The following is a 26,919-nucleotide window of genomic DNA, read 5'->3' on the forward strand; positions in this document are numbered from 1 at the left end:
CCGGGTGGAACGGCCGAGCCGCTCCACCCGGGGCCTGTTCATCGGGGGCTCGGGACGGCCGCGCGACCGGTGGCGGTAACGGACTGCGGGGCCAATGCAGGCAGGAGCGGGTCGACCTTGGCGCCGGTGCGGTCGAGGCCGATCGCGGCGTGCGCGGTGAGGTGGAGGGCGACCGAGACCGCCTCAGCGCCGGTGAAGATCGCGACCACGGGGCGGGCGCGCTGGTCTCGCGCGTGAACCTCGACGTAGCCGTTCGGCAGGGTTCGCACCGGCAGAAACTCCTCGATCTGCACCGAGCGCGGAGCCACAGTCTCGATCGTGTCGACGAGGGCGTCGTACCGGGCGCGCGACTCCCGCTCCCAGTAATCGGCGAGGGTGGCGTGGCGCTCGTGCTCGGCGTGGTCGGCGGAGTGCTCGGCCAGAACGCGGGCGACTCGCGCCTTCGCGTACGCCTCGCACAGATCGTTGACCTCGGCGAGAAGGTCGACAGAGTTCGGCGTGCCGGCCGGAGTCACGGAGTCCGCGGGCATGAGGGGTACCTCCGTTGTGGAGTCGGTTCGAGGGGTTCGAGGCGAAGTCGCGGCCGTGGCGGGGTCCGCCAGGCCGGGGATGACGGGCACCCTGGGACGGCCGGAAAGTGCCGTTGGCGGGCGTCGTGGGCGGGATTGCGTGGGCGGGCGGGAACGTGCCGTGCCGCCCGGTTGCGCGTGGTCACAGGGATGCGGCGCCGGTGCGGCGGTCGTGGTGGCGCCCGCCGGTGGCGGGGCCGAGCGCCGCCAGGTGCGGCGGTGTCGGCCCCGGTACCGGGCCATGCTCAGACCGCCAGCAGCTCGAACGCGCGGGCCTTCAGTTCCGCACCCGGGCCGGTGACGGCCCGGCGGGCGCGAACGGCGTCGGTGCTGGCCTTCGCATAGTGATCCACGTACTCGGTGATGGCCTGGAATCCGGCCCACCGGGTGCCCTTGATCGCCTTCTGCGTGTCCGCGTCGCGGATGAGGAACCGCAACGTGGCCGAGCGCTGTTTCGCGTTGTTCCTCGCCACGTCCGAGGCGTCGTTCTCGGTCGGCCACAGCTGCGCGACGACCTTCTCGAACTCACCCATGGTCAGCGACTCGTTGATCATCTTTTCGGCTTCGCGCTCGAAGTCGTCGAAGTGCTTCCACATCAGCCCGAGCGCCTGACGCGCCTCGCTGATCTTGGAAGTGATGTTCGAGGTGTGCCGGAAGGTGTATGAGCCCTCGCTGCGCGCGTACGCCATGCGCTGCGTGTTCGCGCACACGATCCGCACCGGAGTGGCGTCCACCCGAAGCGAGGCGGTTCCGTCGTGCGAGGTGGTGGCCGCCAGGTAGAGGTCCATCCGGTCGACTCCGGCGATTTCCATCGTGGTCGGCAGCTTCATGGTGACGAAGACGCTCTTGCCTTTGCGCATCGAGCCGGCCGTCTCGAAGTGCGCGCCGGAGGCGTCGACAAGCAGGTCGAGAACCTCAGCCACCTGCTCGTTCTGCACGGTCGTGTAGTCGTCACCGACGATGCCGAGATACTCGGTCTCGCCACTGTGCGGGTTGGTCCGTACGGTCATCCACTTGTCCGGGCAGTCGATCTTCGTGACGCCCTTGTCGTTGACTTCCATGCCCTGAAGCGGGATCTTGCGGACCTCCCAGCCGCCGAGCCACGCCTTGCTCATGATCTCCTCGGCGGTCATGCAGTCCTCGGTGACAGTGCCGAGGTGGTGCCAGGCGGTCAGCCGGGCGGAGGCGAAGGCGGTCTGGCCGTTGGCGAGGGTTTCCAGCTCGTGTGCCACGGGTGTTTCCTTCCGGGTTCGTAGGGTCGGTGGGCGGCGGGCCGGGGTTGCGATCCCGGCCGCGCCGTCACAAGCAATGATTCCTACTTGTGGGCATGGATCAAGTCGATCCGTGCCGGTCGATCGAGGTTTCTGCGGCGAATTTGACGCCCGCCGCCAGCACATCCCTACCGGGTGCGCGGGGTGGTGATCAGGCGCCCGTCCGGGCTGTACTCGTACTCGTGAACGGACTTGAAACGGCGCCGGCAGATACACGGAGAAACCGTGCGAGGGAATGAACTCCGTCCGGTAGGAGCGGGTGATCCCGAGGACGTACCGGTCGGGTTTCTCGCCGTGCGAGCCGGGCGGGATCATGCCCCCGCCGGGCCGGTCCGCGCGTGCCCGACGGTGCCGGGCAAGGGCGATATGCGGGCACAGCGACAGCGCGGCCGTCGTGCACTCTGGGTGTCCCGGCGGGTCGGTGTACCGCAGCAGCTCCGCCGCCCGTGGGCCGCCGAGGAACGCCACCCAATACCCCATCGGATCACCGCACAGCGAACACCGCCGCGCGAGCGCGAGCTCCGTGGAGGTCGTGGTGTTGATCGTGGTGAAGTCCACGTGCGACCCGTCGGGACCATCGTGCACGTTGACCGACGGAATCGGCAACCCGCGCCGCGCGTCACGCGGACGGGCGGCCAGACCCGCCGGAAGGCCGGACACCGCATCATCAGAAGGGCGCGGCCCGTTCACGGGTTCGCCTCCGCCCACGCGACATAGCGCCGTTCTGTCTCGTCGGCGTAAGCGATAGCGGCAGCGGCATCGGAGACCGGGTAGGCGTACTCGGACTTGCCACTCACGGTGCGCACGAATAGACCGGCGGGGACGCTACCGCCCGCGTAGGCCAGGCGGGTTTGCAGCGCGTACACGTGCACCGCGACCTCCCAATCCGACTCCCCGCCCACGGCGATCGGCTCGGCCGATTCGCGCAAGGCCTCGGTTTGCCGGTCGGACAGCATCGGCACCCCGTCCTCGGGGCTGGGGCGGGTCACCGGTCGCCCCCGTCCCGCAGGTCCACGATCACGAGGCCGGGGACCGTGGCGATAAGCCGCGCTCGGATGGTCGCCCACCGGTCGGCGCGAACCGTTCGCGCGATCGGTTCGAGGCTCGCGCCGACCATCACCATGTACTCGATGGCGGCGGAGTCCGGGTCGGGGAACACGGCGACCATGTCGCCCCCGGCCACCACGTACACCGGCGCCGCGCCGGACGCCCCGTCTACGGCTGTGGTGGGTGCCCCGGCGGGGGCGGCGCCTACCCGGCGTCGGATGCGCCGTGCGGGCGGGGCCGGGCGCGGGTCGGCGGGCCGGTAGCCGTTCGCACCCATCACCGGGCACAACGCCTCACCGTCGGCGTGCGACCAACGCGGGCGCGGGCCGGTGGCAGCGAACCACCGGCGGGGCGGGCACTTACGGGCTGACTCACCGCACCCCGGGCACACGAGGTGCCGCACAGCCCGGCGCCGATTCGTTTTCATGTTACGTCTCCAAGCGTTGAGGTGGTGGGAAATCGGCCGCAACGGCGGCGGGGCAGGAACGCTTCTCGCGTCCCGGCCCCGTGGGTTGGTCACGCCGCCCGTGCCTCGTCGGTGGCGTCACCGGCGGGCGCGTCCGCGCTGTCGTCGGAGGCGCTGGCGTCGTTGGCCGTCGCCGTACTGGCGTCGTCGGCGGTCCCCTCGTCGGGGGCGGTGTCGTCGCCCGCCGCCTCGTCGGCGGCGGTGTCAACGGTCGGGTTGTCGGCCGTCGCGTCGTCGGCGGTGTCGGCCTCGTCTCCGCTGATCACCGGGGGAGCCATCAGGGCGGCCACCTCAGCGACCGGGGCGGGTGCGTCGTCCGCGAGGGTGTACTTCACCGGCGCCTCGTTGGTCATCACGACCACTCCGGCAATGGTGAGCTTCTGCAACGCGTTGCCGCACGCGCCGGAGCTGCGCCCGCCCAACTCACGCCCGACGGTGCCGGGGGTGACCTCGTGGCCGGTGCCGAGGTCCCGCATGAACGCCTCCACCAGGTTACGGAGGCCGTTCTTGGCCAACTTCTCGGACCCGTCGGTGTTGATCTCACCGGTGGAGGCGTCGGTGCGGCCGGTGCGGCGGGCCGTGGCCGTGACCGTGACACCGTTCTTCACCCGGTGCTTGTGGCCGCACGAACACACGCACTCGCGGTACGGGGCCGCGTTCGCGAGGTCAACCGTGCTCAGGTCGGCATCCCCGCGAACCCACCGGTCCGGGGTGTCCTCCTTGTTGTCACCGCCCGGAATCCGTACCGCCGCCCCGGCAACCTCCATTGCCATCAGCACCCGCGCCACGACCGGCGCCCGCAGCCCGGACTGGTCGGTGATGACCGCCGCAGCAACACCGTGCGGGTGGTCGCCCAGAATCCCCGCGACCATCACGATCTTGAAGTAGTCGGCTCCGCCCGACGGCGCACCCGACACGGGCGACTCCGGCAGGCCAGTGGGGGCCTCATCGGTGGTGCTGTCGTCGCTGGCGGTGGGGGCCTCGTCGGTGGTGCTGTCGTCGCTGGCGGTGGGGATCTCGTCGGTGGTGCTGTCGTCGGTCATGGTGGGCTCCTCGGTGGCGGCGGGGCGCCAGATGTCGGCGGGCTTGCGGTTGCCGTTGGCCGGGCCAGGGGTACGGGTCGCGGTTCCGGCCACCTCCATGGCGACTAGGACCTTCGACGCGGTGGAGGCGCCGACTCCGGCGGCGGTGGCGAGGTCACGGGCAGTGATGCCGTCGGGGTTAGCGGTCAGGGCGCGGGTGACGTACTCGGCGGCGGGGGTGGCGGTGGCGGACATGGGAATACCTCCATAAGAAAGGGGAATGACATTGCGATTCCGCGCGGCGCGGTGCGCCTCCGTTGCGGTTTCGCCGGGGCCGTTTTGTCGCCCACGTCCATGGACGCTCTGCATCGGCGCATTGTCAACCCGCATTCCCATGACTCTTTTGAAAACTGTACCGCTAATTGATTGTGGCTCGTGCGCGGATGGGAAGCCGCACCCAATGCCGCATTCAATGGCCCTAGCGCCGCCCCTCCGGTGCGTTCGGATGCGAGCGGGTGCAACGGCATGGATACAGGTTGTGGCGCGCGTGCGGGGCCGTGAGCCGGGCGCGGGAGCACCCCGAAATCCTCACGGATTCCGGGGTGCTGGCACCTTCAGCCGGGCCGGGCCGGCTACCTCGGCTATTTGATGAAGTCAAGTCGATGTGCCATGCCGAAAATCACTTCACCGGTTTATAGGGTGACGCCTTTTTTGGCCATGAATGGCACTGGGTCGGCGGCATTACTTTCCGTTGCCGGATAGCCCTCGTGGATCTCGAAATGCAAATGTGGCCCAGATGAGTTGCCGGATGATCCGACGTAGCCGATCGGCTGTCCGGCGGTCACGGTCTGACCGACAGTCACGAGGGGTTGGCGCACCATGTGGCAGTACCGCGACACGATGTTGCCCGCATGCCGCACCTCGGCATAAAACCCGCACCCACCGAGCCCCGGATAGCCGTCGGTGTCGCACAGCGTCCGGCCCCGGAACGGGGCATCCCACGAGCCGCCGCCTGCGTTGCACCGCACCCGCACCACCACCCCGGCGGACACGGCCCGGATCACCGTGCCTTTGTCGGCCACGATGTCGGCGCCGTCATGGCCGGGCCGTTCGGGCGTGCGGAACCCTGACTCGGCCTCACCGGCCACGGGACGGGTCCACCCGGACGCGCTCACGCCGTCGCACACCGGCATCGTGCCGCCGGTGAATGCCGCCACGATGGCCGCAGCGTGCGGCTCGTGTTTGGCGTAGGCGTCCGGGTACGCCGACCGTTGCACCGCCTGAGCCGCGCGAGTGAGCGGCTGCGATTGCCACCTCGGCACGGTCAACAGGCGTTCATAGAACTTCCCGGCGGCGTAGCCCGGCGTCATGAGCTGTGCCGGGGTGCCCCATCCCTGGCTAGGCCGTTGCTGAAACAGCCCCAACGAGTCGTGATCGTTGCCCGGCCCGAGGTGCCCCAGGTTGGTCAGCCGCGATTCTTGGAGGGCGGTGGCGACCGCGATAACCCACCCGCGCACCGGCACCCGCATCCGCTGACCGACGGCCACGATCACGGAGGCATTAGCCGTTTGATCGGCGGTCAGACCCGCCGGGGCTGCGCCGGGGGTGATCACCGTACCGGCACAACCCAACCCGCCTCCGGCACCCCCGCCATCGCCGAACAGCGACCCGGCCACCCCGGCGGCGGCCCCCGCGATCAGGACCACCAGCGCCACGAACCCCACGGCGACGCCGGTAACTAGGCGTCCCACACCGCACCCCCGGCGGGCGTGAGGTCGGCCAGGGTGACCCGCCCGCCGCGCCCGGCCACCCGCCACACCGGCCCCGCCGGGCCGTCGGGCGCGTTGTCGGCGGCGGCGGTCGCCACGGTCACCCCGTCCGGCACCCCGGCCCGGGTGAGGTAGGCGTGCATGTTGACCTCACGCGCGCCGGTGGGCAGCCAGAACAGCACCGGATACGCCCGCGCGGGCGGTAACGCGGCGTAGCCGGTGAGCTTCCCGATGACCCGCGACAGCGTTTCGGTGCCGAGGTCGGCCTCCAACCAGAACGGCACCGCCCGCCCGCCGTCATGCCACACGCCGTGACCGTCGGGACGGACGACGGTCCCGACCGCCTCACGGCACCGGGCCTCGTTCCACCACCGGCTCAGCCGGGCCGCCGGGGCGGTGCGGGCGTACGCGGACAGCGCGACGAAAAACCCGTTGGTGGTCACGAGGTGCGCCAGTGTCGGGGACATGGCGATGCGGGCCGTGGCGTCGCGTACGGCGGCGGGGCGGGGCAGCGTGGCGCCTCGTCCGGCCGCCAGGATCGCGGCACCGATGGGGCCGAGGGTCCACCGCCAGGATTGCGAGCCGGGCCGCTGGTAGTGCCGGAACCGGTAGAGGATCTCGCGGGTGTAGAGCTGCCCCAGCCGGATACGGGTCCGGGCAAGCGAGCTGAAGGCGAGAGAGTGGATCTGCTCGGTGGTGAAGGTCTTGTGCTGGTCGAGCAGTTCGAGCAGGAGCCGGTCTCGGGGGGTGAGTCTCGTGAGTTCGTCGGCCACGACGGACGCCGTCAGGCGGGCGCCGGTAGGGGCAGAGCTTGACGGGCTGGCGGGAGGGATATCTCTTATCAGTCGGTTCCGGTCCACCAGTCCTCCGCAGGGTCCGTGACGTGCGCGTACGGCGTGTCATAGGGGGTGTGCTGACCGGCGTGTTCGTCGTCGTGAGCCGCCTCGTGAGGTACCTCGTGAGCCGTCATCTGAGGGGTCACTAGTGACCGCTCGGGGTGCAACGCGAAGTTGTTCGGCTCCACCGGCGGCTGCACCATCACCGCGGAGGGCTGCTCCTCGTCACCGGCCGGCGGTGCCGTGCTCGCCACCGCGAGCAGCGCCCTGCGGTCGGAGTGCGACAGCCCGGTCTGCTCCCGCGCGGCCCGGCGCAGCGCCGCAGCCCGGCCCTTGACCGGCGCAGGCGACGGCTCGGTGTCAGCGGTCACCGGTGGCACCACCCGCCCGTTCGCTACCGGCCGCAGTACGACCTCGTAGCCACCGAGACGGATCAGGTCCCCGTCGTCGAGGTAGGGGCGCAGGTGCCGGGCCTGGTCGATGGCGTCGCGTGGGGCGAGCGCGAAGTACACCTTGTTTCGGGCGTTGGCGTCGATCGCCGCCGCCATCCCCACGGAGAGCTGGCCGAGGTATTGGTGGGCCAGGACGAATGAGGTGTGCAGGCCGCGGGCTTCGGCGAGGGCGTCATCGATGCCGATCGGCAGGTGCAGGAAGTTGTGGCACTCGTCGAGCACCACCATCGCGTCCGGCCGCTCGTTCTCCGGGATGCGGGCGCGGGCGGTGGTGGCTTGCCAGAGCCCCGCCAGCAGCAGGGAGCCGATCAGGCGGGTGCCGTCCTCGCCGAGGACGCCTTTGGGTAGCCGGCACAGCAGCACGCCGCCGTCGAGGATGTCGGCGAAGGAGAATGTCGTGGCCGGGACTCCGAACAGCGAGTTCGCCATCGGGTGCGCCAGCACGAGGCGTAGCCGTGACAGCAGCGGTGCGACGAGCCCGGAGCGGTGCCCGGCCGGGAGGCTGTCGAAGCCTTCCCAGAACTCGCCGAGGGTGTTGCCCTCCCATGCCTTGATCGCGTTGGTTACGGCCTTGACCCGGGTGGTGCGCCACGCCGTGTCGGACAGCAGCCGGGGCAGCTGGGCGAGGGTGGAGCCTTGCAGGTGGGCCAGGGTGAGCAGGGCGTGGTAGCAGATGTCGGCGGAGCGGTGGCCCCACCAGCGCGCCCACACCTTGCTCATCACGGAGGTGAGGTTGGCGGCGACGTCGTGCGGGGTGCCGCCGTGCACGGCCGGATCCAAGAGGTTGACCGCTGGGGGCGCTTGCCGCTCGTCCGGGTCGATGAGCACGAGCCGGTCACCGGCGGACTCCGGCAGCCGGTCGAGCAGGTCCCGGATCAGGTCACCCTTGGCCGGGTCGAATGCCGCGACCCCTCGGCCCGACTCGACGTCGTCGAGGATCATGTTCATCAGCATGGTGGTCTTGCCGGTGCCGGTCGGGCCGAGCGTGTGCACGTGGTAGCGGCAGTCATTGAGCGAGATGCCGATCCTCTCGCGGGGGCTGGCGTTAGCGACCCCGATGACTTTGCCGCCGAGCCCGCGCCGCTCGTCGACGGGCACGAGGTTGAGGCGGCGCTCCGGCGAAGCCGTGCCCGGGTTGGTGGATGCGGTCACGGGATGCTCCAAGCAGTCGGCGGGTCCTCGTCTGTGCCGTGGTTGGGTCTCGGAAGGACGTTTCGGTGCGGCGGTGCCGGAGGGGCGGGGCGACCGGTGGCGGGTCCGGCGCGGAAGACGTCACGGTTGCCGGGTCGGCGTCGCGACGCGGCAGCCGGGAGGCCGTAGGCGGCCGGTTCCGCCGGGAGCCCTGCGAGGACTGCGGTCTCGGCGACGGCGGCGACGCTCATCCGCGACTCGGGCACCCATCGCTGCGCCGCCGCGGTGGTTCCGCCTCGCAGACGCCGGCGAGCGAAGTGCGCCGACAGCAGCCCGAACCCGCTTGTGATGTCGGTCGCTGCCGACAGGGCGGCGGCCTTCGTCGGCCCGGCTCCGGTGGCGTAGACGGCGACGAGCAGGTGCGGCGCGGCGTTGAACTTGGCCCGTGCCTGCCGCGCCAGCTCGGCCTGATAGGGGTCGTGCCGGACGGAAGCGTTGCGGCGGGTCGCCGGGCCGGGAGTGAGCAGGTCGAGCACCCCGAGGATCAACGCCCGTAGACCGTCGGTCAGCAGTCCCACCGCACGTGAGGCACCTCGCGCCTTGGCCGCACGTTCGGGATGGGTGGTGGCACGGCGCAGCATCCTCATCCGGTGGGCCGGCGCGCGACTGATGTGGACTTGCAGCAGGCCGCCGCCGGTGCGCCCGGCCGAGGCGAGCCCGTCGTAGACCGCCCGTAGCCGGTCCTCGTCCGGCGGCGCGGTCTCCCAATCCCTCGAGCTGGTCGTGGTGGTGTCGTCCACCAGCGGCAACCAGTCCGGCTGCGTCGGCAGCACCGCGACCGTGGTCGCGGTGCCACCCGGCGCCCTCGGCCGAGCGGCCTGCTCCGCGCGCACCCCCGGCCAGGCCCGCTGCAACAGCCGCAGCACGGCAGTCGGATTCACCCCGGGCGGCAGCCACATCCCCACGCGCATGCCGTGCGGGTCCGCCTCGACCTCCCACACGATCCGGGCCGGGCGCAGCGTCCACCGGCCCGGCGGCGGCAACGCGGTCGCGAGCAGCCGCCACAGGTCCACGGTCGCGGCCGGAGTCGCGGTGACCGGCGGAATGATGTGCAACCAGCGCGCTCGGGCGGCGTGGGCACGCCAGACCCGGCGCCGCCACACCCGCCACGTGATCACGAGCGCGACCAGGACCACGAACCCGGCGAGCAGCAGCGGCCAGCGCTGCCGGACGAAGTCGGCCACGGCGCCGGGGGCCTTCGGTCCCCAGGTGCCGCACAGCAGCTCGCCGAGCACGCCGCCGGGCATCCCGGCCTGACCGGGCACACACCCGGCCACAGGCGGCGGGGCGGGAGACGGCGGGGCCAACAGCGCCGCCAGGGGGTGTGACAACGTGAGGAAAAGGGACATGGGGAACTCCGTTCTCGGTGCCGAGACGGCTAGCGGCGGGCGGCGGGCGGACCGGTCACGACCAGGTCGTGCTCGACGTCGGAGGCGAGGCTGTGAAACGCCACTCGCGATGACCCCGAGGCCAACAGCGCGTCTCCGCGTGAGCAGGAGAGAAGGAATGCCTGCTCGCCTTCGGTGAGCCCGAACGCTTCGGCCACGGCATTGATCGCCTGCGGTGCCTGGCGTAGCAGCACCTGTGTGGCCGCGTTCGAGACGACGGCCCGGCCTACATCGGTGGCGAGCACGTCGGCGGCGTCCTGCGTGATCACGCTCAGTCCGGCGCCGTACTTGCGGGCGCTCTTGGACAGCCGGAACAGGAACTGCGCCCCGAGTCCGGCGCGCAGCATCAGCCACGCCTCATCGACCAGCACCAGCCGCCGGGTGGTGTTCCCGGTGCGGTTGGCGGTGCTGACGGTGCGCCAGATCGCGTCGAGGATGAGCAACGTCCCGACCGGCTTGAGTTCCTCTGGCAGGTCCTTGATGGCGTAGACCACCAGGTGCCCCTCGGCGGCCGTGGTCGTGGGGCCATCGAACAGGCTCTTGAAGCTGCCGGCCACGTACGGGTGCAACCGAGCCGCCAGCGTGCGCCCGGCGTCGCCCGCGTCCTTGAGCGCCTCGGCGACATCGGCCAGCAGCGGCGCCGGGCGCCGCCACGTGCGCGGGTCGGTCGTGATGCCCTTGGCCCGGTAGGCGGCCAGCACCGCCACGTCCAGCGCGGCGGCCTCCTGCGGCGCGATCTGGCCGGTGCCCGTCTCGCCCCCGGTGAGAACGGCGACGAAGGTCTGCAGGAACAGCGCTCGCCGCACGAGGGCGTCGTCGCCGTCCCCGGCCGACAGATCGAGAGGGTTGATCCGCACTCCGGGGGTACCGGGCCGGATGATCGTCCCGCCGACCGCCTCGGCCAGGCGGAGGTATTCGTCTTCGGGGTCGATGACGAACGCCTCAACCCCCAGATAGAGGTTGCGCAGTAGGTCGAGTTTGGCGAGGTAGGACTTGCCCTCACCGGAACGGGCGAGGATGACGGAGTTGTAGTTGGACTGCGCCCACCGGTCCCACACCACGACCCCGGGTGAGTGCAGGTTGAGGCCGTAGAGCACGCCCATGCCGGTGTCGCCCGCCGTGGTCGGCAGGTCCGGCGACGTGAACGGGAACGCGGCGGCGAGTGCGTCGGTGTCGAACACCCGCTTCATGCCGAGCGCGTCGAAGGCCAGGGGCAGGCCGGTGATCCAGCCTTGAAGCTGTCGCCACGTCGTCGGCGCGACGTCGAGCAGCAATGACGAGGCCAGAGCCCGGACCTCACTGACCCGGTCGGCCAGTTCCTCTTCGCTGTCGGCGTGCACGGTCAGGTACAGGCCGAGCCGGAACAGGCGGGCTTCGCCTCGGGCCACGCGGGTGGCCAGCTCGGCGGCGTCCGCGGCCGCCGCGTCGAGTTCCGGATCGTCGAGCCGCCCCTTCGCGGCGTCCTGGCGCCGGGACGCCTCGAACCGGCCGCGCTGCTTCCGCAATCGCTGGGAGGCGATCACGGGCGGGACAGGCTCGATGTGCAGCGACACGTCCACCCGCCCGGGATAGGCGAGCAGCGGTTCGAGCCAGCCGGGTCCGACCTCGGCCGGATAGCCGGTCACGGCGAGGGCGGCGGTGTAGCCGTCCCCGACCCGTACCGACCGTCCCCCGACTTCCACGGTGTCTGGGGTGCCGGGGATGACCGTCCCCATCTCGGGGACGGCGTTGTTGCGATGGCGGGAGTACACGCTCACAGCTGCTCGCTTTCATCACGTTCGGGGACGGGCCGTCCCGGCGTCGGGGACGACTCGGCGGGAGGGTTGAGCGCGCCGGCCAACGTGGCGGCGGCGTCGAGCGGGTCGAGAACCCGCGCGGCGACCTCGCATCCCGACAGTGCCCGCACGGTCTCGGCCGCCTGGTGGACGGTGTTGCCGGGGCTGCGGGTGCTGCGCACCGCGACGGTGACGTGCCGGTGCAGCAGCTCTCGGCGCGCAGCGAGGTCATCGAGGAACTGCGCGTGCGAATGCGCCGCGTCTTCGAGGGCCGGATGCGGCAGGCTCGGCGCCCGCGAGACCAGAAGGTCACCGAGGTGGGTCAGGTCGACGCGCTGGGCGCGGACGAGGATCTGCGCGGGGCCGTCCAGCGAATGCAGCCAGCGGGCGAACCCGGCGACCAGGCTGTTCTGCTCGGCAGGGGTGCGCAGCCCGAACGCCACCGTGGAGGCGGCCACGAGCCCGGTGGTGCCGTCCGGGCCGAGGTCGATCAGCCCATCGGCGGTGATGCCCCTGGCCGGTAGCCGCAGCGGGGCGGGCAGCGGGAGCCGGTCACCCGGCCCCCGCGTAGTGGTCACCCACGCCGGTGCTGAGGTGATCGGGCCTTCGGAGGGCACGAGCTGATGCGGCGAGCGACGGTGCCGCCATGCGGCGAGCAGCCACATGTCGAGGCCGATCCCGTCGCGGCGTCCGACGGCCAGGAAGAACGCCGCCCCGAGGACCGGCACGCAGCAGGCGGCGAACACCAGCGGCGGCACCGCCGTGACAAGGGCGGTCCAGGCCGCGTACAGCACGAGTGCGGTGACGGTCAGGATGACCAACTGACGGGCCGTCAGACCGAACGCAACGCGGTCCGCGCGCTCCACGTCAGCGGGCACGCGGGCGCGCAGCGGTGCCTCATCGTCACGGCGGCTCATGACTTACCTCCTCGGGGACGGCGTCGCACCGGCGGAGGGGACGGCGCCGCAACCGGGCTCGACGGCGGCGGGGACGATGGGGACGACGCGGCCGGTCGGAACGCCGGATTCGCGCTTCCGGTCGGCCGAGACCGGGACGGCGGCGGGTCCGCCGGTGCCGGGGTCACCGGAGCTGGACCGCCTCCCGTGGCCGCCGGAAGCGATCGGGTTGCCCGGGATGGCACCGGGGCGGGTGTGGTGGGCCGCTGGGCAGCCGTGGCCCTTGTGCTCGGGGTCGGCGGGGCGGACGAGAACACCGGAGTGACGGGTGCCGGCGGCCGACGCGGTGCACTCTGCGGCTTCGGCGGCGTCGAGAAGGTTGCCGCAGGTGGCGGCCCTGCCGGAGTCGGGCTCGCCGGGGCAGGTGTGGCGTTGCTGAACGCAGCTGGGGCGGGGCGCCCGCTCGGCCGTGTGGTGGTCACCGATGAAGAGACGAGGTGCGAAAACGACGCGGCCGGTGCCGGGCCGGTCGGGGGCGCCGCCGGGGTGGCCGGGTGCGGTGCGGTGCTGAATGCCGGGGCACCGGTGGTGCCAGCGGGCGCCGATAGCGGCGTCTGCGTTGCCGGGGCGTTACTGAACGCCACCGGGGCGGGCGGGGACGGCCGGGCTGGGGCCGGGCGCGTGGTGCCCGAACGTCCCCCGGTACGGGAAACGGGCCGAGCGGTGCTCGCCGATCTTCCGTTGCCGGTGACGGTGGCTGCCCGCTGGCGGGCGGGCGTCGTCGCCGTACGGACCGCGCGGGAACCTCCACCGAGCAACCCCGCGGCGGCACCGAGGGTCTTGAACATCACGTACGCCTGCAAGAGTTGCCCGAACAGGCCCCGGCCGTGGCTCTGCATGCCCATCGGGGCCAGGACGAACTGCTTCATCAGGCCCGGCAGCTTGATCAGCAGCCACAGCATCGTGAGGCAGACCAGCACTCCGAGCAGGTTCTCCCCGCTGGCCGGCCCGCCGAGTGCGGCGAGGCCGCTCGGGGTGAGGAACACCCGGATCGTGGTCAGCACGATCAACGCCTGGGCCAGTTGCAGGCCGAGGCAGGCGGAGAATGCGCGCCACCAGGTGTAGGCCAGGTTTTCGGTCTGGGGCGTCGCGTGGAAGATCAACGCCATCGGTGCGAAGCCGGTGAGGACGATCATCAGCGCCACCCGCATCACGAAGGTGACGATCACGACGAGGGCGAGGACCAGCGCGGCGATGACCAGCAGCACGAGGAACAGGGCCGGGCTCCCCGCGTTGAGCGGCTGGATGAGGATGCCGATCATCGCGTCGGCCGCTGTTTTCGGGTCCACGCCTTGCCCGAGGATCGCGGCGGTCAGGGCATTAGTTGCCGTAATCGCCTTGCCGCAGACGATGAAACTGACGTTGGACAGCACCGCACCGAGCACCAGGCGAGGGGCGATCTGCTTGAACCCAAACTGCGATTGCAGAGACTCGCGGGACGTGATGATGAAGGCCCCGGCGATGACGAACAGCACGTAGATGCCGTTCGCGACGACCAGGCACGTCGTCCAGATCGCCTTGACATGAGGGCTCGTGCTCAGGTCCGGGGTGGACAGCACGGTCGAGCCCAGCGCCTCCATCACCGGGTTGATCGCCTTCTTGGCCATCCACGCGAAGAAGCTCTGCACGGCCTCGCGAATCTGTCCGGGGATGTCGTACCAGTCCGGGTCGTCCCCGTCGGAGGTTGTCGCGGCGGGAGCCGGGGACGGACCCGGGGACGGCGTGGGCGTGAGCGGGGACGACGGCTCGCTCGGTGTCGGCACGTCCGGCGCAGGGGTCGGAATCGGAGACGGCACTGCAGAAGCCGGGGACGGCTGCCCCGAAGCCGGTGACGACCCGCCAGGCCCAAGAGCGGGCGCCGGGGACGGGGCGCCCGCCCTCAGCGCGGGAGCCGAGGTCGGGTCGGCCCACGCCGGCACCGCGAAAGCGAGGCCGAAGGCCAGGGCGAGCACGACGAGACTCAGCAGCCGTATCTGGCGGGAAGCGGTGAAGTGGGCCGCCACTACGCCACCCACTGACCGACGATGGTGACGAACAGCGGAGCCAGCAGCGCCAGCCCGTAGCCGATCGCGGCGGACCTGAGCGCGAGCTTGGCCTTCTCGACCTCGCCGGGATCTCCGTTGGCCGCCGCGTAGCGCAGGCCGCCGACGGTGAGAAACAGCGTGGCGACGGCTACGAGGATGCCGACCAGCCAGGTACGGATGTTGGTGACTACCTGCTCGATGGACTCGGCCGCGTAGGCGGCGTCCGGCACCAGCGCGACAGCGACAACGGTGCTGGTCGCGACGGCGGCGGCCGGAGCCAGACGGCGCACCGTGCGGCGCAGACGGCGGCCGGGCCGGTCGGTGACCGGGCGGCGCGGAGTCGGGGTGGGGCGGCACAAAGGGCGGTGGTTCATGGGACCGGGCACCTCCAGGGCAGCCCCGCCCCACACCCCAAAGAGGCGTGGGGCGGGGCAGGCGAGCAAGGGGTGGTGGTGACCTCGACCGGCGCGGTGGCCGTCCTCCTTCGAGAGGTGTCGGCAGGGCCGTTGCGGGGTGTCAGCGCCGTCGGCGGGGCGGTCGAAGAAGGTCACCAGGTACGGGAAAGTCCCGCACTAAGAGATACAGATTTTCGCCCTCGTTTGGACATCAGGCCGCGAAGATGCAGGTCAGCCGCGGTGCACCCGGTCGGCTGCGAGGGTCATCGTGGCCTCGGCGATCACGGCCATGTCCTGGTCGGACAGCGCCCCGTCCTGCACCGCCGCGACCAGGCGCTCTTCGGCGCGCGAGCGTTCCTTGACCACCGCCCAGTAGCTGCGCTCGACGTGCGCGGCGTAGTCGGCCACCGGCACACCCTCCAGACGGGTGGCGCCGATCAGCTCCGCCTCCGCCGCGCTGATCACCCCGGCCGCCACGGCGCGAGCCAGCACCAAGTCCGGGTGCCCAGCCGCCTTCATCGGGGCCGGGACCAGCGCGGTTGTACGGATCGGCTCCTGGGCGTGCAGCGCCGCACGCGCGGTGGCGAAGGCCGTGGACAGCAGACGCTGCGCCACCTTCGCGCCGCCCGGCTTCACTGTGCGCAGCGCCGCGACGAAGGCGGTCAGCAGCTCGGCCTGTACGTCACCGGCAGAGTGTCGCAGCCGGTTGGCCCCCTGACGCAACCCTGGCATCGCGACACCGACAGCGCCGACCACCCAGGCCGGGCCACCCGCGCGGGCCTGCTCGATCAGTAGCTGCCACACGCGGTCACTCGTCGGGTAGCCGCACGAAGGGTGCATCAGGATCGCGGCCAGCTCTGACAGCGCGATCCGCCGCGCAGGCAGTCCCCCGCCGAGGGCGGCACCGTCGATCGACAGCGGCTCCGGACTGGTCGTCAGCAGCCGAAACGAGTTCGCTGCGACGTCGAACGGCTGCTCGCCGAGGACCAGACCCGGCGCGTCAGCACCGGCGGCAGGCAGCACAGGACGCAGGTACTCAGACATGGAGAATCCCCCGAGATGTGGGTGTGGGATGCCGGCGCCTCGCTGAGGCCGTCCGGCGGGAACAGCACCCATCCCGCCACTCGGGTGTCACAGATCTTGAACAGGGCGGATCTTGTTCAAGGGCCACGGGAGTGTGTTCAACCCCGTGCTAGCTCGCCGGTCGTGACGCCACCCCAGCCCACGCCGCAACCCGGCGCCGCGCCCACGTCGAGCTCTTCGAACTGTGTGTTCAATCCCGGCGAGCCGACGTGCGACGGTGAATCCCGCAGAGGGCCAGACGTGCCTCGAACATCGATGTCTGCGCGGACACCGGACGCCACTTGACGGCCATGGCGAGCGCCGCGCGAGACGCGTGTGTTCAACCCCGGAGAAGCCACGAGCCTGCCCGGGCACCCCTTTGTCGATCTTGTCGCACCTCGAAGCCGATCTTGTTACACCCAAGATGATCTTGTTATTGGCGGTGGTCGCCCCTGAAGCGTCAGAAGCCTCGTGTGCGATGCCGAGGCGGCACCGCGCACGAGGCTGTGACCTGCGTGTTCAACGCTGATGGTTCTGTTAGAAGTGCCGCCACTCGGGCACCGACAGGTGTCACAGGCTGAGGCCGATGTCCAAGACGGCCCCGAAATCTGTATCTCTATATGTCAGCGTTCGTCGGCGGACTTGGCCACCGCACCCATGCCGCAGACCCGCACCACTGACACCCGCCCGCCCCGGGCGCCCGTCGGACTTCTCTTGCACCCCACCCACCCTCACCGGCCCGCCGACCTGAGCGGGCGAGCACTCCCCGACTGGTACGGCATCCACCCCGACCACGTCGCGCACCTCATCGCCCGCTACACCCGCGACGGCGACACCGTCCTCGATACCGACGCCCACCCGACCGTTACCGCAGCCGCCGAGCACCTGCACCGCTACCCCGGTCTCACTGCCACCGACCGTGACTGTTCACGAGGCTGGGCTGAGCCTCTCGACCACCGGTCGGTAGCGACCGCCGGGCTCGTCCTGGCGACGCTACCGCGCCTGAATGTCGATAGCCGCGACCCGCACGCCGTGAGCCAAGCCCTCGGCGCCTGGCGAGAGCTCCTGCGTCCTGGCGGGTTCCTCGTCGTCGTGCTGACCGCCGGGCCGGGCACCGGTGCGCTCGGGCACCGCTCGACGGTCATCGCCGCCGCCCGTGCTGCCGGACTGCTATACCACCAGCACATCCCGGCCCTGCTCGTGCCGCTGCCCGAGATCGAGCCTCGCACCGATACCCGGCCCGCCGCTCGGCCACGGCTCATCGCGGGCCGGCACGTCCGAGCGCATCGAGACCTTCTCGTCTTCGCCACGATCACCCCGGAGGCCGCTGATGTCTGACGCCCCGACTCTCCGCCCCGGCCTCGTCCCCGCCCCGCGCGCCGCTTCCACCGCCGTCCCCGGACCGGTGCCCGGCTTCGGTTCGGACCCGACCGCCGTCCCCAGCTCGGGCGCCGCCCCCGTCCCCGGCGTCGTCCCCACCTCTGGCTCCGTCCCGCCAGCCGTCCCCACTACCGTCCCGATCGCCGCCCCGACATCGGCACTGCGCGCCGACGGGCCTCCAGGATCGGTGTGGCTGACCGGACAGCAGCAATCCCGGGCACTGCGTCGAGGCCGGTACACCCCGGAGTCGATCACCCATCCGGGTAAGATGCTGCCCACCATCGCCCGGTACGCCATCCACACGTACACCGATCCCGGCGACCTCGTCCTCGACCCGATGGCTGGCATCGGTACCACCATGGTCGAAGCCATGCACCTCGACCGCCACGGCGTCGGCGTCGAGTACGAATCCCACTGGGCAGCGCTGGCCGCCGTCAACATCGCCCTCGCGGAAAAGGATGGCGCTCGGGGCACCGGCGCGGTCTACACCGGTGACTCCCGGCACCTGCCCTCACTACTGCCGCCACAGGTCCGCGGCCAGGTCGCGCTCGTCATCACCTCACCGCCGTATGGATCGTCCACCCACGGCCACGCCCGAACCCCTGGCCCCCGTCGCGGCAAGGTCCGCAAAATCAACCATCGGTACGGCGGCAGCGACAACCTCGCCTACCGCGATCACGACACCCTCGCCAAGGGGTTCTCGGACATCCTCGCCGGATGCAATGCCGTGATGCGGCCCGGCGGACACGTCATCGTCACCGCACGCCCCTACCGGCGACACGGCGAACTCGTCGACGTCCCGGGCATGGTGGTCGCCGCCGGAGAAGCCGCGGGCCTAGAGCTGGTTGAAGAGTGCGTCGCTCTGATGGCCGGCGTCCGCGACGGGCTACTCGTTCCCCGAGCGTCCTTCTTCCAGCAGAAGAACGTCCGTGACGCCATCGACAGGGGAGACCCGCAGTGGATTCCCCAGCACGAGGACGTCTTGATCCTGCGACTCGGCTCCGACGACGCGTTGGCGGTGGTCAGGTGACCGGCGGCGTGGGACTTGACGACCCCGACGAGGCAGAGCGTCCATGGACGTCGCGCATGTCGATCATGCCGTCCGGGTCCGGCGGCGGGGGGATGACAGCCGCACGGTTGCGGGCGCTACCGGTTGCGTTTCCGTTCGATCCGGTGGTGCCACTGGCGTTCGGGATCAGCCGCAGCGCTGCCTACCGCGCGCTCGCAGCCGGTCAGCTTCCCATCACCCCGCTACGGCTCGGCCGCAAGTTGATCGTCAGGCGCGCCGACCTACTCGCTGCGCTCGGCATTTCGGACGACGAGCCCATCGACGGCGAGTAGGCGATGTGCGGGCGCTGGGGCCAGGAGTGCCCCGGCGCCCGGTCACCTGGCTCGTGAGAGCCACAGTTGTGGAGGGAACGTGAATCGACCGTACGTCTTTCGGAGTACTCGCGTACCTGGGGTGTTCCAGCGCTGTCAGAAGGACTGCCCGAAGACCGCGTGCAAGCGAGGCCACAGGTGGAACTTCACCGTAGAGCTGACCGTGCCCGGAGGCCGGCGGCAGGAGACCAAGGGAGGCTTCAATAGCGGCAAAGATGCTGCCGACGCCCGTGCCGAGGTGATCCGTAAGCACCGGGAAGGAACTCTGCCGCAGAACGGCAGGCTAACTGTTGCGCAGTGGCTGCGCGACTGGCTCGTGACACAGGAGGAGCTTGTCGGCCTCCGCGATGGCACGATCGTGGACTACAGGCGCCACATAGAGAGCTATTGGATTCCGAGGGTTGGCAATCACAAATTGGCGGACCTCCGTCCTCGTCACGTGACCGACACCTTGCGCGTCGTCATGCGAGAGCGGCAGGCGCAGATTGATGCGGCCGTGGCGCTGAATGCGCGCTACGCGCGAGAAGCGGCAGAAGCCGATAAGGAGCGGGTTCGCGCTGGCCGCAAACGGCCAGTCAAGCCGAAGCGCGTTGCCGTGCCGAGGCCCTTCGGCCCCGCCACAGCGCAGCGTGTACGCGCGACCCTCCGGGCGGCGCTGAACGCCGCTATGCGCGCTGAGGAAGTTCCGCGCAACGTGGCCGCGCTCGCAACGGTGCCGAAGGTTCGGCGTCGGCGCGTAAAGCCGTGGAGCCCGGAGCGGCTGGGAAAGTGGCTCGACGCCATCGAGGCCGAACGGCTGTACCCACTGTTTCACCTGGGGGTGTTCGCCGCGTTGCGGCGAGGCGAGCTGTGCGGATTGAGCTGGGACGACGTGGACCTCGACGCGGCCCGGATCGTCGTCGGCTGGCAGATCACCGGCATCAGCTACCGGAAGGCACGTAAAGCGGAGAAAGAAGGACTGAAGATCAAGTATCGGGTCCGCCTCAAGACGAGCGAAGGCGAGGATCTTCCTGTTGATCTCGATTCGGGAACAGTCGCTGTCCTTCGCGCGTGGCGAAGGGTGCAGGCAAAGGAGCGGCTGGCGCTCGGACGGGCATACCGCAACACCGAAAACCTCGTCTTCACCAAGGCTGACGGATCACCCCTCGACCCGACCCAGGTCTACCGGATCTTCAAACGCCTGATCAAACTGCACGACATGCCGGACGTCCCCCTGCACAACCTGCGGCACGAGGCGGCATCTCTCCAGATCGAGGCCGGCGTCGACATCGCCGTGGTCTCCAAAAGGCTCCGCCACTCCAAGATCGGCCTGACGAGCGACACCTACGGCCATCTGGTGGGGTCCGTCGGCAAAACCGCAGCCGAAGCGGCGGCGGCCGTGGTTCCCCGGCGGCGGGCGGGGTAGCGCGGGCCAAGATCCCTAGCAAAAACCCTAGCAATCTGGCTTCATGATAGACGTTCTTCAATGTTTATCTAGATCAAAAACGCTGTTACCAGCGCGAACGCTCGGAGCGGGCGACGAGAATCGAACTCGCGTAATCAGTTTGGAAGACTGAGGCTCTACCATTGAGCTACGCCCGCATGAGCCCCGAGAACTCCCGGGGCTCGGACACAGCTTACTGAATCATCTACCGTCCGCGCGAACCGGATTCCCCAGCAGGTGACTCCAGCGCACACGTAGGCGAGCCGACCGCATACACTGGCCGTCGCCACGGGGTGTGGCGCAGCTTGGTAGCGCACTCGCTTTGGGAGCGAGGGGCCGTGGGTTCAAATCCCGCCACCCCGACTGTCACCAACTGTCCGCAGCAACAAGGAGTACGCCTGTGAAGAGCACCGTCGAGACTCTGAGCCCGACCCGGGTGAAGCTCGCCATCGAGGTGCCGTTCGAGGAGCTCAAGCCGAGCCTGCAGAAGGCGTACCGGGAGATCGGCGCGCAGGTACAGGTGCCGGGCTTCCGCAAGGGCAAGGTTCCGGCCGCCGTGATCGACCAGCGTGTCGGTCGTGGCGCCGTCCTCAACGAGGCCGTGCAGGAGGCGATCCCGCAGCAGATCCTCGCGGCGGTCCAGGAGCACGAGGTCAAGACCCTCGGCCGGCCGGAGGTGGAGATCACCGAGTTCGCCGACAACGCGCCGCTGAAGTTCACGGCCGAGGTCGACGTCCGCCCGGACATCACCGTTCCGGATCTTTCCACGATCAAGGTCGAGGTTCCGGCCGTCGAGATCGGTGAGAACGAGATCGACGAGCAGATCAACGGTCTGCGCGAGCGTTTCGCCACGCTGAAGACCGTGGAGCGCGCCGCCGCGGAGGGTGACTACGTTCAGCTCGACCTCAACGCCACGGTCGACGGCGAGGAGGTGCCGGGCGGCTCGGCCACCAACATCTCCCACGAGGTCGGCAGCAAGCAGCTGCTCCCGGGCCTCGACGAGGTGCTGGTCGGCCTCTCGGCGGGCGACGAGGCCAACTTCACCACGCAGCTCGTCGGCGGCGACTTCGCCGGCCGCGACGCCGACGTGAAGGTGGTCGTGCGGACCGTCAAGGACAAGCAGCTTCCCGAGATCGACGACGAGTTCGCGCAGCTGGCGAGCGAGTTCGACACGCTTGAGGAGCTCAAGGGCGACCTGCGCGAGCGGCTCACCCGGGTGAAGAAGGTCGAGCAGATCTACGCCGCCCGTGACGAGGCTCTCAAGCAGCTCGTCGAGGCCGCCGAGATCCCGGCGCCCGAGGGCGTCGTGAAGGACGAGGTCGAGGGCCGCAAGCAGGCGATGACCGACCAGCTCGAGCGGATCGGCGCGTCGCTGGCCGACTACCTGGCCTCCGAGGAGAAGACCGAGGAGCAGATCGACCAGGAGCTGACCGAGGCGGCCCAGGAGGGCGTCCGGATCCAGCTGCTGCTGGACACGGTTGCCGACGCCGAGGACGTCCAGGTCTCCGACGACGAGTTCGGCCACGAGATCGTGCACCGGGCGCAGCGCGCCCAGATGCAGCCCCAGCAGTACTACGACCAGCTGGTCCGGTCGGGTGCCGCGGCCGCCGTCTTCGGCGACGTGCGGCGGGGCAAGGCGCTCGCCTCGCTGATGGAGCAGGTCACGATGACGGACACCGAGGGCAACACCCTGTCCCTGGACGATCTGCGCAACGGCGACGACGAGCACGCGGGTCACAACCACTGATCTAGGTGCATGGGCGACCACCGTGCAGCGCTTTCGCTGCGCGGTGGTCGTTGTCTTTTCCAGGGGTACGCGCATCGCGTGCGCTGTCAGCGAACACCTGCCCGAGCGGGAAGCTGATGCGCATCCGACCAGTTAGGTTGGTCGTACGACGGACAACCTGCCGGCCGGAAGCTCGGCCGACACAGTCAGCTGTGAAGGGCTGCCATGACCGATCTCCACATTCCCGCGAGCCCCTCGCTCCGGCGGGGCGAAGCACTCAGTGGCAACCTCGACGACTCGGTCTACAACCGCCTGCTGCGTGAGCGGATCATCTTCCTCGGCAGCGAGGTGAGCGACGCGGTCGCCAACCGTATCTGCGCGCAGCTGCTGCTGCTCTCCGCCGAAGACCCGGAGCGCGACATCAATCTCTGGATCAACTCGCCGGGTGGTTCTGTCTACTCGGGCATGGCGATCTACGACACGATGCAGTTCATCGACAACGACGTCTCCACCGTTGCGATGGGCATGGCCGCGTCGATGGGGCAGTTCCTGCTCTGCGCGGGCGCGCCCGGCAAGCGTTACGCGCTGCCGCACGCCCGGATCATGATGCACCAGCCGTCCGGTGGCATGGGCGGCACGGCCGCCGACATCGCCATCCAGGCGGAGCAGATGCTGTACACGAAGCGGATGTTCCAGGAGCGGATCGCCCACCACACGGGACAATCTCCGGAGCAGATCGCGGCCGACTTCGATCGGGACCGGTGGTTCACGGCCACCGAGGCCAAGGACTATGGCTTCATCGACAGGGTGATCACCGGGGCCACGCAGGTCCCGGACGGTGCCGGAACGCTGAACTGAGGAGCTGAACCATGACTGACCTGACCATGCCTCCCGGGTTCGCTCCGGTGCACAACCGCTACGTGCTGCCGTCGTTCTCCGAGCGCACCTCCTGGGGTGTCAAGGAGTCGAACCCGTACAACAAGATGTTCGAGGACCGGATCATCTTCCTCGGCGTGCAGGTGGACGACGCGTCGGCCAACGACGTGATGGCCCAGCTGCTGACGCTGGAGAGCACCGACCCGGACCGCGACATCCTGATGTACATCAACTCGCCCGGTGGCTCGTTCACCGCGATGACGGCGATCTACGACACCATGCAGTACGTGCGTCCCGACATCAGCACGGTCTGCCTCGGCCAGGCGGCCAGCGCGGCCGCGGTGCTGCTCGCCGGCGGCACCCCCGGCAAGCGGATGGCGCTCCCGCACTCGCGGATCATCATCCACCAGCCGGCTACCGAGGGTGGCTACGGGCAGGGTTCGGACATCGAGATCCAGGCCCGCGAGATCATGCGTATGCGTACGCAGCTCGAGGAGATGCTGGCTCACCACTCCACCCAGCCCGTGGAGAAGGTCCGCAAGGACATCGACCGCGACAAGATCATGACGGCGGACGAGGCCAAGGAGTACGGCCTGGTCGACGTCGTCCTGGCGACCCGTAAGAAGAGTCTGCAGACCGTCGGCGTCTGAGGATGAGTGCGCGATGTCAGGGGCCGGCCGGGTGCAGTTAGACTGGCCGACCCCTGACACGCCCGTTTTGGGGGGTCGGAGAACAGCCCCTTTGCGGGTAACGTCGAGTCCGCAGCCTCAGTTACGCGGGTCGGCGGACGATGAGATGGCAACGAGGCAATCCGTCCTCGGACACGGACCGGTCTACGGCCGGCCAATGAACGCAGGGAGAACGTAGGTGGCACGGATCGGCGACGGTGGCGACCTACTCAAGTGCTCCTTCTGTGGAAAGTCGCAGAAGCAGGTCAAGAAGCTCATCGCGGGCCCCGGGGTCTACATCTGCGACGAGTGCATCGATCTCTGCAACGAGATCATCGAAGAGGAGCTGGCTGAGACCGGCGAGGTGAAGTGGGAAGAGCTTCCCAAGCCGATGGAGATCTGCCAGTTCCTGGACAACTACGTGGTGGGCCAGGAGCAGGCGAAGAAGGCGCTCTCCGTCGCGGTCTACAACCACTACAAGCGGATCCAGGCGGAGTCGAACGGCGCACCCGGTGGGGGCAGCGACGTCGAGGTCGCCAAGTCCAACATCATGCTCATCGGCCCCACCGGATGCGGTAAGACGCACCTGGCGCAGACCCTGGCCCGCATGCTGAACGTGCCGTTCGCCATCGCGGACGCCACAGCGCTGACCGAGGCCGGCTACGTCGGCGAGGACGTCGAGAACATCCTGTTGAAGCTGATCCAGGCGGCCGACTACGACGTCAAGCGCGCCGAGCAGGGCATCATCTACATCGACGAGGTCGACAAGATCGCCCGCAAGAGCGAGAACCCGTCGATCACCCGGGACGTCTCCGGCGAGGGCGTGCAGCAGGCTCTGCTGAAGATCCTCGAGGGTACGGTCGCGAACGTGCCGCCGCAGGGTGGCCGAAAGCACCCGCACCAGGAGTTCATCCAGATCGACACGACCAACGTGCTGTTCATCGTCGGTGGTGCCTTCGCCGGGCTGGACCGGATCATCGAGCAGCGCGTCGGCCAGAGCGGCGTCGGGTTCGGTGCTCGCCTGCGGTCGATCTCCGAGCGGAACACCGACGACATCTTCAGCCGGGTCATGCCGGAGGACATGCTCAAGTTCGGCCTGATCCCCGAGTTCATCGGCCGTCTCCCGGTCATCACGACCGTCCGCAACCTGGACCGCGAGGCGCTCATCCAGATCCTCACCGAGCCCCGCAACGCGTACGTCAAGCAGTATCAACGTCTCTTCGAGCTCGATGGTGTCGAGCTGGAGTTCGACGAGGGCGCGCTGGAGGCCATCGCCGATCAGGCCATGCTCCGCGGCACCGGCGCCCGTGGTCTCCGCGCGATCATGGAAGAGGTCCTCCTCTCCGTGATGTATGAGGTGCCCAGCAACCCGGACGCCGCCCGTGTGGTGATCACCCGCGAGGTCGTCCTGGAGAACGTGAATCCGACCATCGTCCCGCGCGAGTTCGTCGGCCGCCGTCGCCGTGCCGAGCGCGAGGAAAAGTCGGCCTGATCGATTTCTGTCATCACCGCCGTCCCGTTGGGGGCGGCGGTGATGTCGTTCTAGGCTCGGTTCATGCGCGTCGCCGTCTGCCAGCTGAACGCCCGTGAGGACCGTGCCAGGAACCTGGCCGTCGCCAGAGAGCTGCTCGAGCGAGCCGCGGCGGGAGGTGCCCGCTTTGCCGTACTTCCGGAGTATGTGGACTTTCTCGGCCGGTCAGCCGACGCACCCAAGCCGGAGCCCGTCGACGGCGAGTTCGGCGCCTTCTTCTCCGCCGCGGCCCGCGAGCTCGGCATCTGGGTGCACGCCGGCTCGTTCCACGAGACCGGCCCGGACGAGGGCCGGACCTTCAACACCACGTTGATCTTCGCGCCGGACGGCACGCTCACTGCGACCTATCGCAAGATTCATCTGTACGACGTGGAGATCGCCGGCCGGGTTTCCTACCAGGAGTCGCGCTCGGTGGCACCCGGTGCGGACACCGTGGTGGCCGACGTGGCCGGAGTGCCCACAGGGCTCAGCATCTGTTACGACCTACGTTTCCCGGAGCTGTACCGGCTTCTGGCGGTTGCCGGCGCCCGTGTCCTTGTGGTGCCCGCGGCCTTCATGCTGCACACCGGACGCGACCACTGGGAGGTGTTGCTGCGCGCCCGCGCGATCGAGAACCAGTGCTACGTCCTGGCCGCCGGGCAGATCGGCGACCACGAGCCCGGCCGGACCTGTTTCGGCCGCAGCATGATCATTGACCCGTGGGGCACGGTGCTCGCGCAGGCGCCCGACACGGTTGGCGTCACGTACGCCGATCTGGACCTGGAGCGATTGGAAACGGTCCGCCGCGAGCTACCGAGCCTGGCCAACCGCCGGCTCTGAGGTGCAGGTCACAAACTCTGCACGAGGTAGCTGACGACGACCAGACCGGCCACCGCGCCGCCCACCAACAGGAGCGCCCCGCCCATCCGAGAGGGGCCTCGCAGAAACAGCTTGTGGACCGACACAACCACTGTCACCAGCACAAGCAGGCCGATCACGAGCTGCCAGAGCGGCACCAGGAGGCCGAGGAACGCGTCGACCGCCAGCGTCTCGGATGCGTCCATGACGCCACTCTGTCACGGTTTCCTTTCCCCGTGTGTCACCGCAGCGCCGAGGCGACCATGAGCGTCGATTTGCGGTCACCCGCCGGTGTCCCGTAACTTCTTCTCTGCCCACGGGAAACCGGTACGGACGGTTACGAAAGTGACAATTCGGAAGGTGGCTCCGAGGGTGGCTGGAGGCGAGTTATGCTTGGCTCTCAGCGGTCCGGGCGGTGCTTCCATCGGGTTGGATTTTCTAGCCCAGCGGGTTTGCGGAAGCGACACTGACCGGGTAGAGTGACTAGGCCAGCAGGGAGCCGGGCAGACGGAAACGTCGGCCGGTCTGCTTGGAAATCACTCTTCCCCTAACGGGGAACACTTGGGCGATGTCGGCAGGATCTCGGATTCTGTGCGGCGAACCACGACCAGGTGCTTTTGAACGGTTGCCTTGAGGGTGGACCTCGTGATCGAGGTTCTCTTTCGATGTGCGGTTGTTCTTTGAGAACTCAACAGGGTGCTTGATAAGCCAGTGCCAATTATGGCAATACCCCGGCCGGCTTCTTCGGAAGCTGGTGGGAGATTCCTTTGGCAACATTTGTTGTTGCCAGGTTTCGCTTTTCAAAGATTTTTATTGGAGAGTTTGATCCTGGCTCAGGACGAACGCTGGCGGCGTGCTTAACACATGCAAGTCGA

The 26,919-nt window shown here is 69.4% G+C and carries 24 protein-coding genes, 2 tRNA genes and 1 rRNA gene; 11 read left to right on the plus strand and 16 right to left on the minus strand.

The features are described 5' to 3' along the window. Positions 1-38 precede the first annotated feature (38 nt). The 14 genes from AB0M02_RS10785 to AB0M02_RS10850 all read right to left on the minus strand — a co-directional run bounded on the left by AB0M02_RS10785 (position 39) and on the right by AB0M02_RS10850 (position 16,205). A complete protein-coding gene (locus AB0M02_RS10785) occupies positions 39-530 on the minus strand; it encodes a hypothetical protein (RefSeq protein ID WP_364224428.1) in 492 nt (163 codons plus the stop codon). 284 nt (positions 531-814) lie between these two features. Further along, on the minus strand, positions 815-1,801 hold the full coding sequence (locus AB0M02_RS10790; protein ID WP_364224430.1) for a DUF932 domain-containing protein: 987 nt from the start codon (positions 1,799-1,801) through the stop codon (positions 815-817). Between the two features lie 725 nt (positions 1,802-2,526). After that, complete coding sequence (locus AB0M02_RS10795; protein ID WP_364224432.1) at positions 2,527-2,829, minus strand: hypothetical protein; 303 nt, start codon at positions 2,827-2,829, stop codon at positions 2,527-2,529. Continuing rightward, complete coding sequence (locus AB0M02_RS10800) at positions 2,826-3,176, minus strand: hypothetical protein (protein ID WP_364224434.1); 351 nt, start codon at positions 3,174-3,176, stop codon at positions 2,826-2,828. The genes AB0M02_RS10795 and AB0M02_RS10800 overlap by 4 nt, the downstream gene beginning before the upstream one ends. 227 nt (positions 3,177-3,403) lie before the next feature. Then, positions 3,404-4,630, minus strand: a complete 1,227-nt coding sequence (locus AB0M02_RS10805; RefSeq protein ID WP_364224436.1) for a helix-turn-helix domain-containing protein — start codon at positions 4,628-4,630, stop codon at positions 3,404-3,406. Positions 4,631-5,067: 437 nt separating this feature from the next. Beyond that, the gene (locus tag AB0M02_RS10810) at positions 5,068-6,126 is read right to left on the minus strand and encodes a M23 family metallopeptidase (RefSeq protein ID WP_364224438.1); all 1,059 of its coding nucleotides are present in this window, start codon (positions 6,124-6,126) and stop codon (positions 5,068-5,070) included. Further along, entirely contained in the window at positions 6,114-6,917 is an 804-nt protein-coding gene (locus tag AB0M02_RS10815; RefSeq protein ID WP_364224440.1) for a replication-relaxation family protein, read from the minus strand. Before AB0M02_RS10815 ends, AB0M02_RS10810 begins: the two co-directional genes overlap by 13 nt. A 68-nt stretch (positions 6,918-6,985) precedes the next feature. Further along, positions 6,986-8,584 (minus strand): type IV secretory system conjugative DNA transfer family protein, encoded by a 1,599-nt coding sequence (locus AB0M02_RS10820; protein ID WP_364224442.1) that lies wholly within the window; start codon positions 8,582-8,584, stop codon positions 6,986-6,988. Next, positions 8,581-9,972 (minus strand): hypothetical protein, encoded by a 1,392-nt coding sequence (locus AB0M02_RS10825; protein ID WP_364224444.1) that lies wholly within the window; start codon positions 9,970-9,972, stop codon positions 8,581-8,583. Before AB0M02_RS10825 ends, AB0M02_RS10820 begins: the two co-directional genes overlap by 4 nt. 29 nt (positions 9,973-10,001) lie before the next feature. Continuing rightward, complete coding sequence (locus AB0M02_RS10830; RefSeq protein ID WP_364224446.1) at positions 10,002-11,768, minus strand: DUF87 domain-containing protein; 1,767 nt, start codon at positions 11,766-11,768, stop codon at positions 10,002-10,004. After that, positions 11,765-12,703, minus strand: coding sequence for a PrgI family mobile element protein (locus tag AB0M02_RS10835; RefSeq protein WP_364224448.1), 939 nt, complete (start codon positions 12,701-12,703; stop codon positions 11,765-11,767). Before AB0M02_RS10835 ends, AB0M02_RS10830 begins: the two co-directional genes overlap by 4 nt. Then, positions 12,700-14,349: a hypothetical protein gene (locus AB0M02_RS10840; protein WP_364224538.1), complete on the minus strand. Its 1,650-nt coding sequence runs from the start codon at positions 14,347-14,349 to the stop codon at positions 12,700-12,702. The genes AB0M02_RS10835 and AB0M02_RS10840 overlap by 4 nt, the downstream gene beginning before the upstream one ends. Positions 14,350-14,744: 395 nt before the next feature. Then, a complete protein-coding gene (locus AB0M02_RS10845) occupies positions 14,745-15,140 on the minus strand; it encodes a pilin (RefSeq protein ID WP_364224450.1) in 396 nt (131 codons plus the stop codon). A 252-nt stretch (positions 15,141-15,392) separates the two neighbouring features. Beyond that, the gene (locus AB0M02_RS10850) at positions 15,393-16,205 is read right to left on the minus strand and encodes a hypothetical protein (protein WP_364224451.1); all 813 of its coding nucleotides are present in this window, start codon (positions 16,203-16,205) and stop codon (positions 15,393-15,395) included. 675 nt (positions 16,206-16,880) lie between these two features. On the opposite strand from AB0M02_RS10850, the gene AB0M02_RS10855 reads away from it, so the two are divergent. From AB0M02_RS10855 to AB0M02_RS10870, 4 genes are all read left to right on the plus strand, one after another. Beyond that, positions 16,881-17,561: a hypothetical protein gene (locus tag AB0M02_RS10855; protein ID WP_364224540.1), complete on the plus strand. Its 681-nt coding sequence runs from the start codon at positions 16,881-16,883 to the stop codon at positions 17,559-17,561. Continuing rightward, positions 17,554-18,633: a DNA methyltransferase gene (locus AB0M02_RS10860; RefSeq protein WP_364224453.1), complete on the plus strand. Its 1,080-nt coding sequence runs from the start codon at positions 17,554-17,556 to the stop codon at positions 18,631-18,633. Before AB0M02_RS10855 ends, AB0M02_RS10860 begins: the two co-directional genes overlap by 8 nt. Next, on the plus strand, positions 18,630-18,944 hold the full coding sequence (locus AB0M02_RS10865) for a hypothetical protein (protein WP_364224455.1): 315 nt from the start codon (positions 18,630-18,632) through the stop codon (positions 18,942-18,944). Before AB0M02_RS10860 ends, AB0M02_RS10865 begins: the two co-directional genes overlap by 4 nt. A gap of 121 nt (positions 18,945-19,065) precedes the next feature. Beyond that, positions 19,066-20,388: a site-specific integrase gene (locus tag AB0M02_RS10870; protein WP_364224457.1), complete on the plus strand. Its 1,323-nt coding sequence runs from the start codon at positions 19,066-19,068 to the stop codon at positions 20,386-20,388. 105 nt (positions 20,389-20,493) lie between these two features. Here the strand turns inward: AB0M02_RS10870 and AB0M02_RS10875 are convergent. After that, positions 20,494-20,564, minus strand: a tRNA-Gly gene (locus AB0M02_RS10875). A gap of 131 nt (positions 20,565-20,695) precedes the next feature. Between AB0M02_RS10875 and AB0M02_RS10880 the strand changes: the two genes are divergently transcribed. The 6 genes from AB0M02_RS10880 to AB0M02_RS10905 all read left to right on the plus strand — a co-directional run bounded on the left by AB0M02_RS10880 (position 20,696) and on the right by AB0M02_RS10905 (position 26,026). Further along, a tRNA-Pro gene (locus AB0M02_RS10880) sits at positions 20,696-20,769 on the plus strand. A 37-nt stretch (positions 20,770-20,806) separates the two neighbouring features. Then, positions 20,807-22,153: a trigger factor gene (tig, locus tag AB0M02_RS10885; protein WP_364224459.1), complete on the plus strand. Its 1,347-nt coding sequence runs from the start codon at positions 20,807-20,809 to the stop codon at positions 22,151-22,153. Positions 22,154-22,357: 204 nt separating this feature from the next. Next, positions 22,358-22,990, plus strand: coding sequence for an ATP-dependent Clp protease proteolytic subunit (locus AB0M02_RS10890; RefSeq protein WP_364224461.1), 633 nt, complete (start codon positions 22,358-22,360; stop codon positions 22,988-22,990). Between the two features lie 11 nt (positions 22,991-23,001). Beyond that, entirely contained in the window at positions 23,002-23,658 is a 657-nt protein-coding gene (locus tag AB0M02_RS10895; protein ID WP_364224463.1) for an ATP-dependent Clp protease proteolytic subunit, read from the plus strand. 217 nt (positions 23,659-23,875) lie between these two features. Then, entirely contained in the window at positions 23,876-25,168 is a 1,293-nt protein-coding gene (gene clpX, locus AB0M02_RS10900) for an ATP-dependent Clp protease ATP-binding subunit ClpX (RefSeq protein ID WP_364224465.1), read from the plus strand. Between the two features lie 63 nt (positions 25,169-25,231). Next, positions 25,232-26,026 carry a carbon-nitrogen hydrolase family protein gene (locus tag AB0M02_RS10905; protein ID WP_364224467.1) on the plus strand — a complete coding sequence of 265 codons (795 nt, stop codon included), beginning with the start codon at positions 25,232-25,234 and terminating at the stop codon, positions 26,024-26,026. Between the two features lie 8 nt (positions 26,027-26,034). On the opposite strand, the gene AB0M02_RS10910 is transcribed toward AB0M02_RS10905, so the two are convergent. After that, positions 26,035-26,250 (minus strand): hypothetical protein, encoded by a 216-nt coding sequence (locus AB0M02_RS10910; protein ID WP_364224469.1) that lies wholly within the window; start codon positions 26,248-26,250, stop codon positions 26,035-26,037. A gap of 604 nt (positions 26,251-26,854) precedes the next feature. Between AB0M02_RS10910 and AB0M02_RS10915 the strand changes: the two genes are divergently transcribed. Next, positions 26,855-26,919, plus strand: a 16S ribosomal RNA gene (locus AB0M02_RS10915); the annotation flags it as partial.

This window comes from Actinoplanes sp. NPDC051861 (genome assembly GCF_040681145.1).
Classification (GTDB): domain Bacteria; phylum Actinomycetota; class Actinomycetes; order Mycobacteriales; family Micromonosporaceae; genus Actinoplanes.

What these genes read in the sequence shown, in the direction of transcription:
- AB0M02_RS10785 (WP_364224428.1), bottom strand. Translation starts at nt 530, where the DNA reads ATGCCCGCGGACTCCGTGACTCCGGCCGGCACGCCGAACTCTGTCGAC.
- AB0M02_RS10805 (WP_364224436.1), bottom strand. Translation starts at nt 4,630, where the DNA reads ATGTCCGCCACCGCCACCCCCGCCGCCGAGTACGTCACCCGCGCCCTG.
- AB0M02_RS10825 (WP_364224444.1), bottom strand. Translation starts at nt 9,972, where the DNA reads ATGTCCCTTTTCCTCACGTTGTCACACCCCCTGGCGGCGCTGTTGGCC.
- AB0M02_RS10835 (WP_364224448.1), bottom strand. Translation starts at nt 12,703, where the DNA reads ATGAGCCGCCGTGACGATGAGGCACCGCTGCGCGCCCGCGTGCCCGCT.
- AB0M02_RS10840 (WP_364224538.1), bottom strand. Translation starts at nt 14,349, where the DNA reads ATGGCCAAGAAGGCGATCAACCCGGTGATGGAGGCGCTGGGCTCGACC.
- AB0M02_RS10845 (WP_364224450.1), bottom strand. Translation starts at nt 15,140, where the DNA reads ATGAACCACCGCCCTTTGTGCCGCCCCACCCCGACTCCGCGCCGCCCG.
- AB0M02_RS10850 (WP_364224451.1), bottom strand. Translation starts at nt 16,205, where the DNA reads ATGTCTGAGTACCTGCGTCCTGTGCTGCCTGCCGCCGGTGCTGACGCG.
- AB0M02_RS10855 (WP_364224540.1), top strand. Translation starts at nt 16,881, where the DNA reads ATGCCGCAGACCCGCACCACTGACACCCGCCCGCCCCGGGCGCCCGTC.
- AB0M02_RS10860 (WP_364224453.1), top strand. Translation starts at nt 17,554, where the DNA reads ATGTCTGACGCCCCGACTCTCCGCCCCGGCCTCGTCCCCGCCCCGCGC.
- AB0M02_RS10890 (WP_364224461.1), top strand. Translation starts at nt 22,358, where the DNA reads ATGACCGATCTCCACATTCCCGCGAGCCCCTCGCTCCGGCGGGGCGAA.
- AB0M02_RS10895 (WP_364224463.1), top strand. Translation starts at nt 23,002, where the DNA reads ATGACTGACCTGACCATGCCTCCCGGGTTCGCTCCGGTGCACAACCGC.
- AB0M02_RS10905 (WP_364224467.1), top strand. Translation starts at nt 25,232, where the DNA reads ATGCGCGTCGCCGTCTGCCAGCTGAACGCCCGTGAGGACCGTGCCAGG.
- AB0M02_RS10910 (WP_364224469.1), bottom strand. Translation starts at nt 26,250, where the DNA reads ATGGACGCATCCGAGACGCTGGCGGTCGACGCGTTCCTCGGCCTCCTG.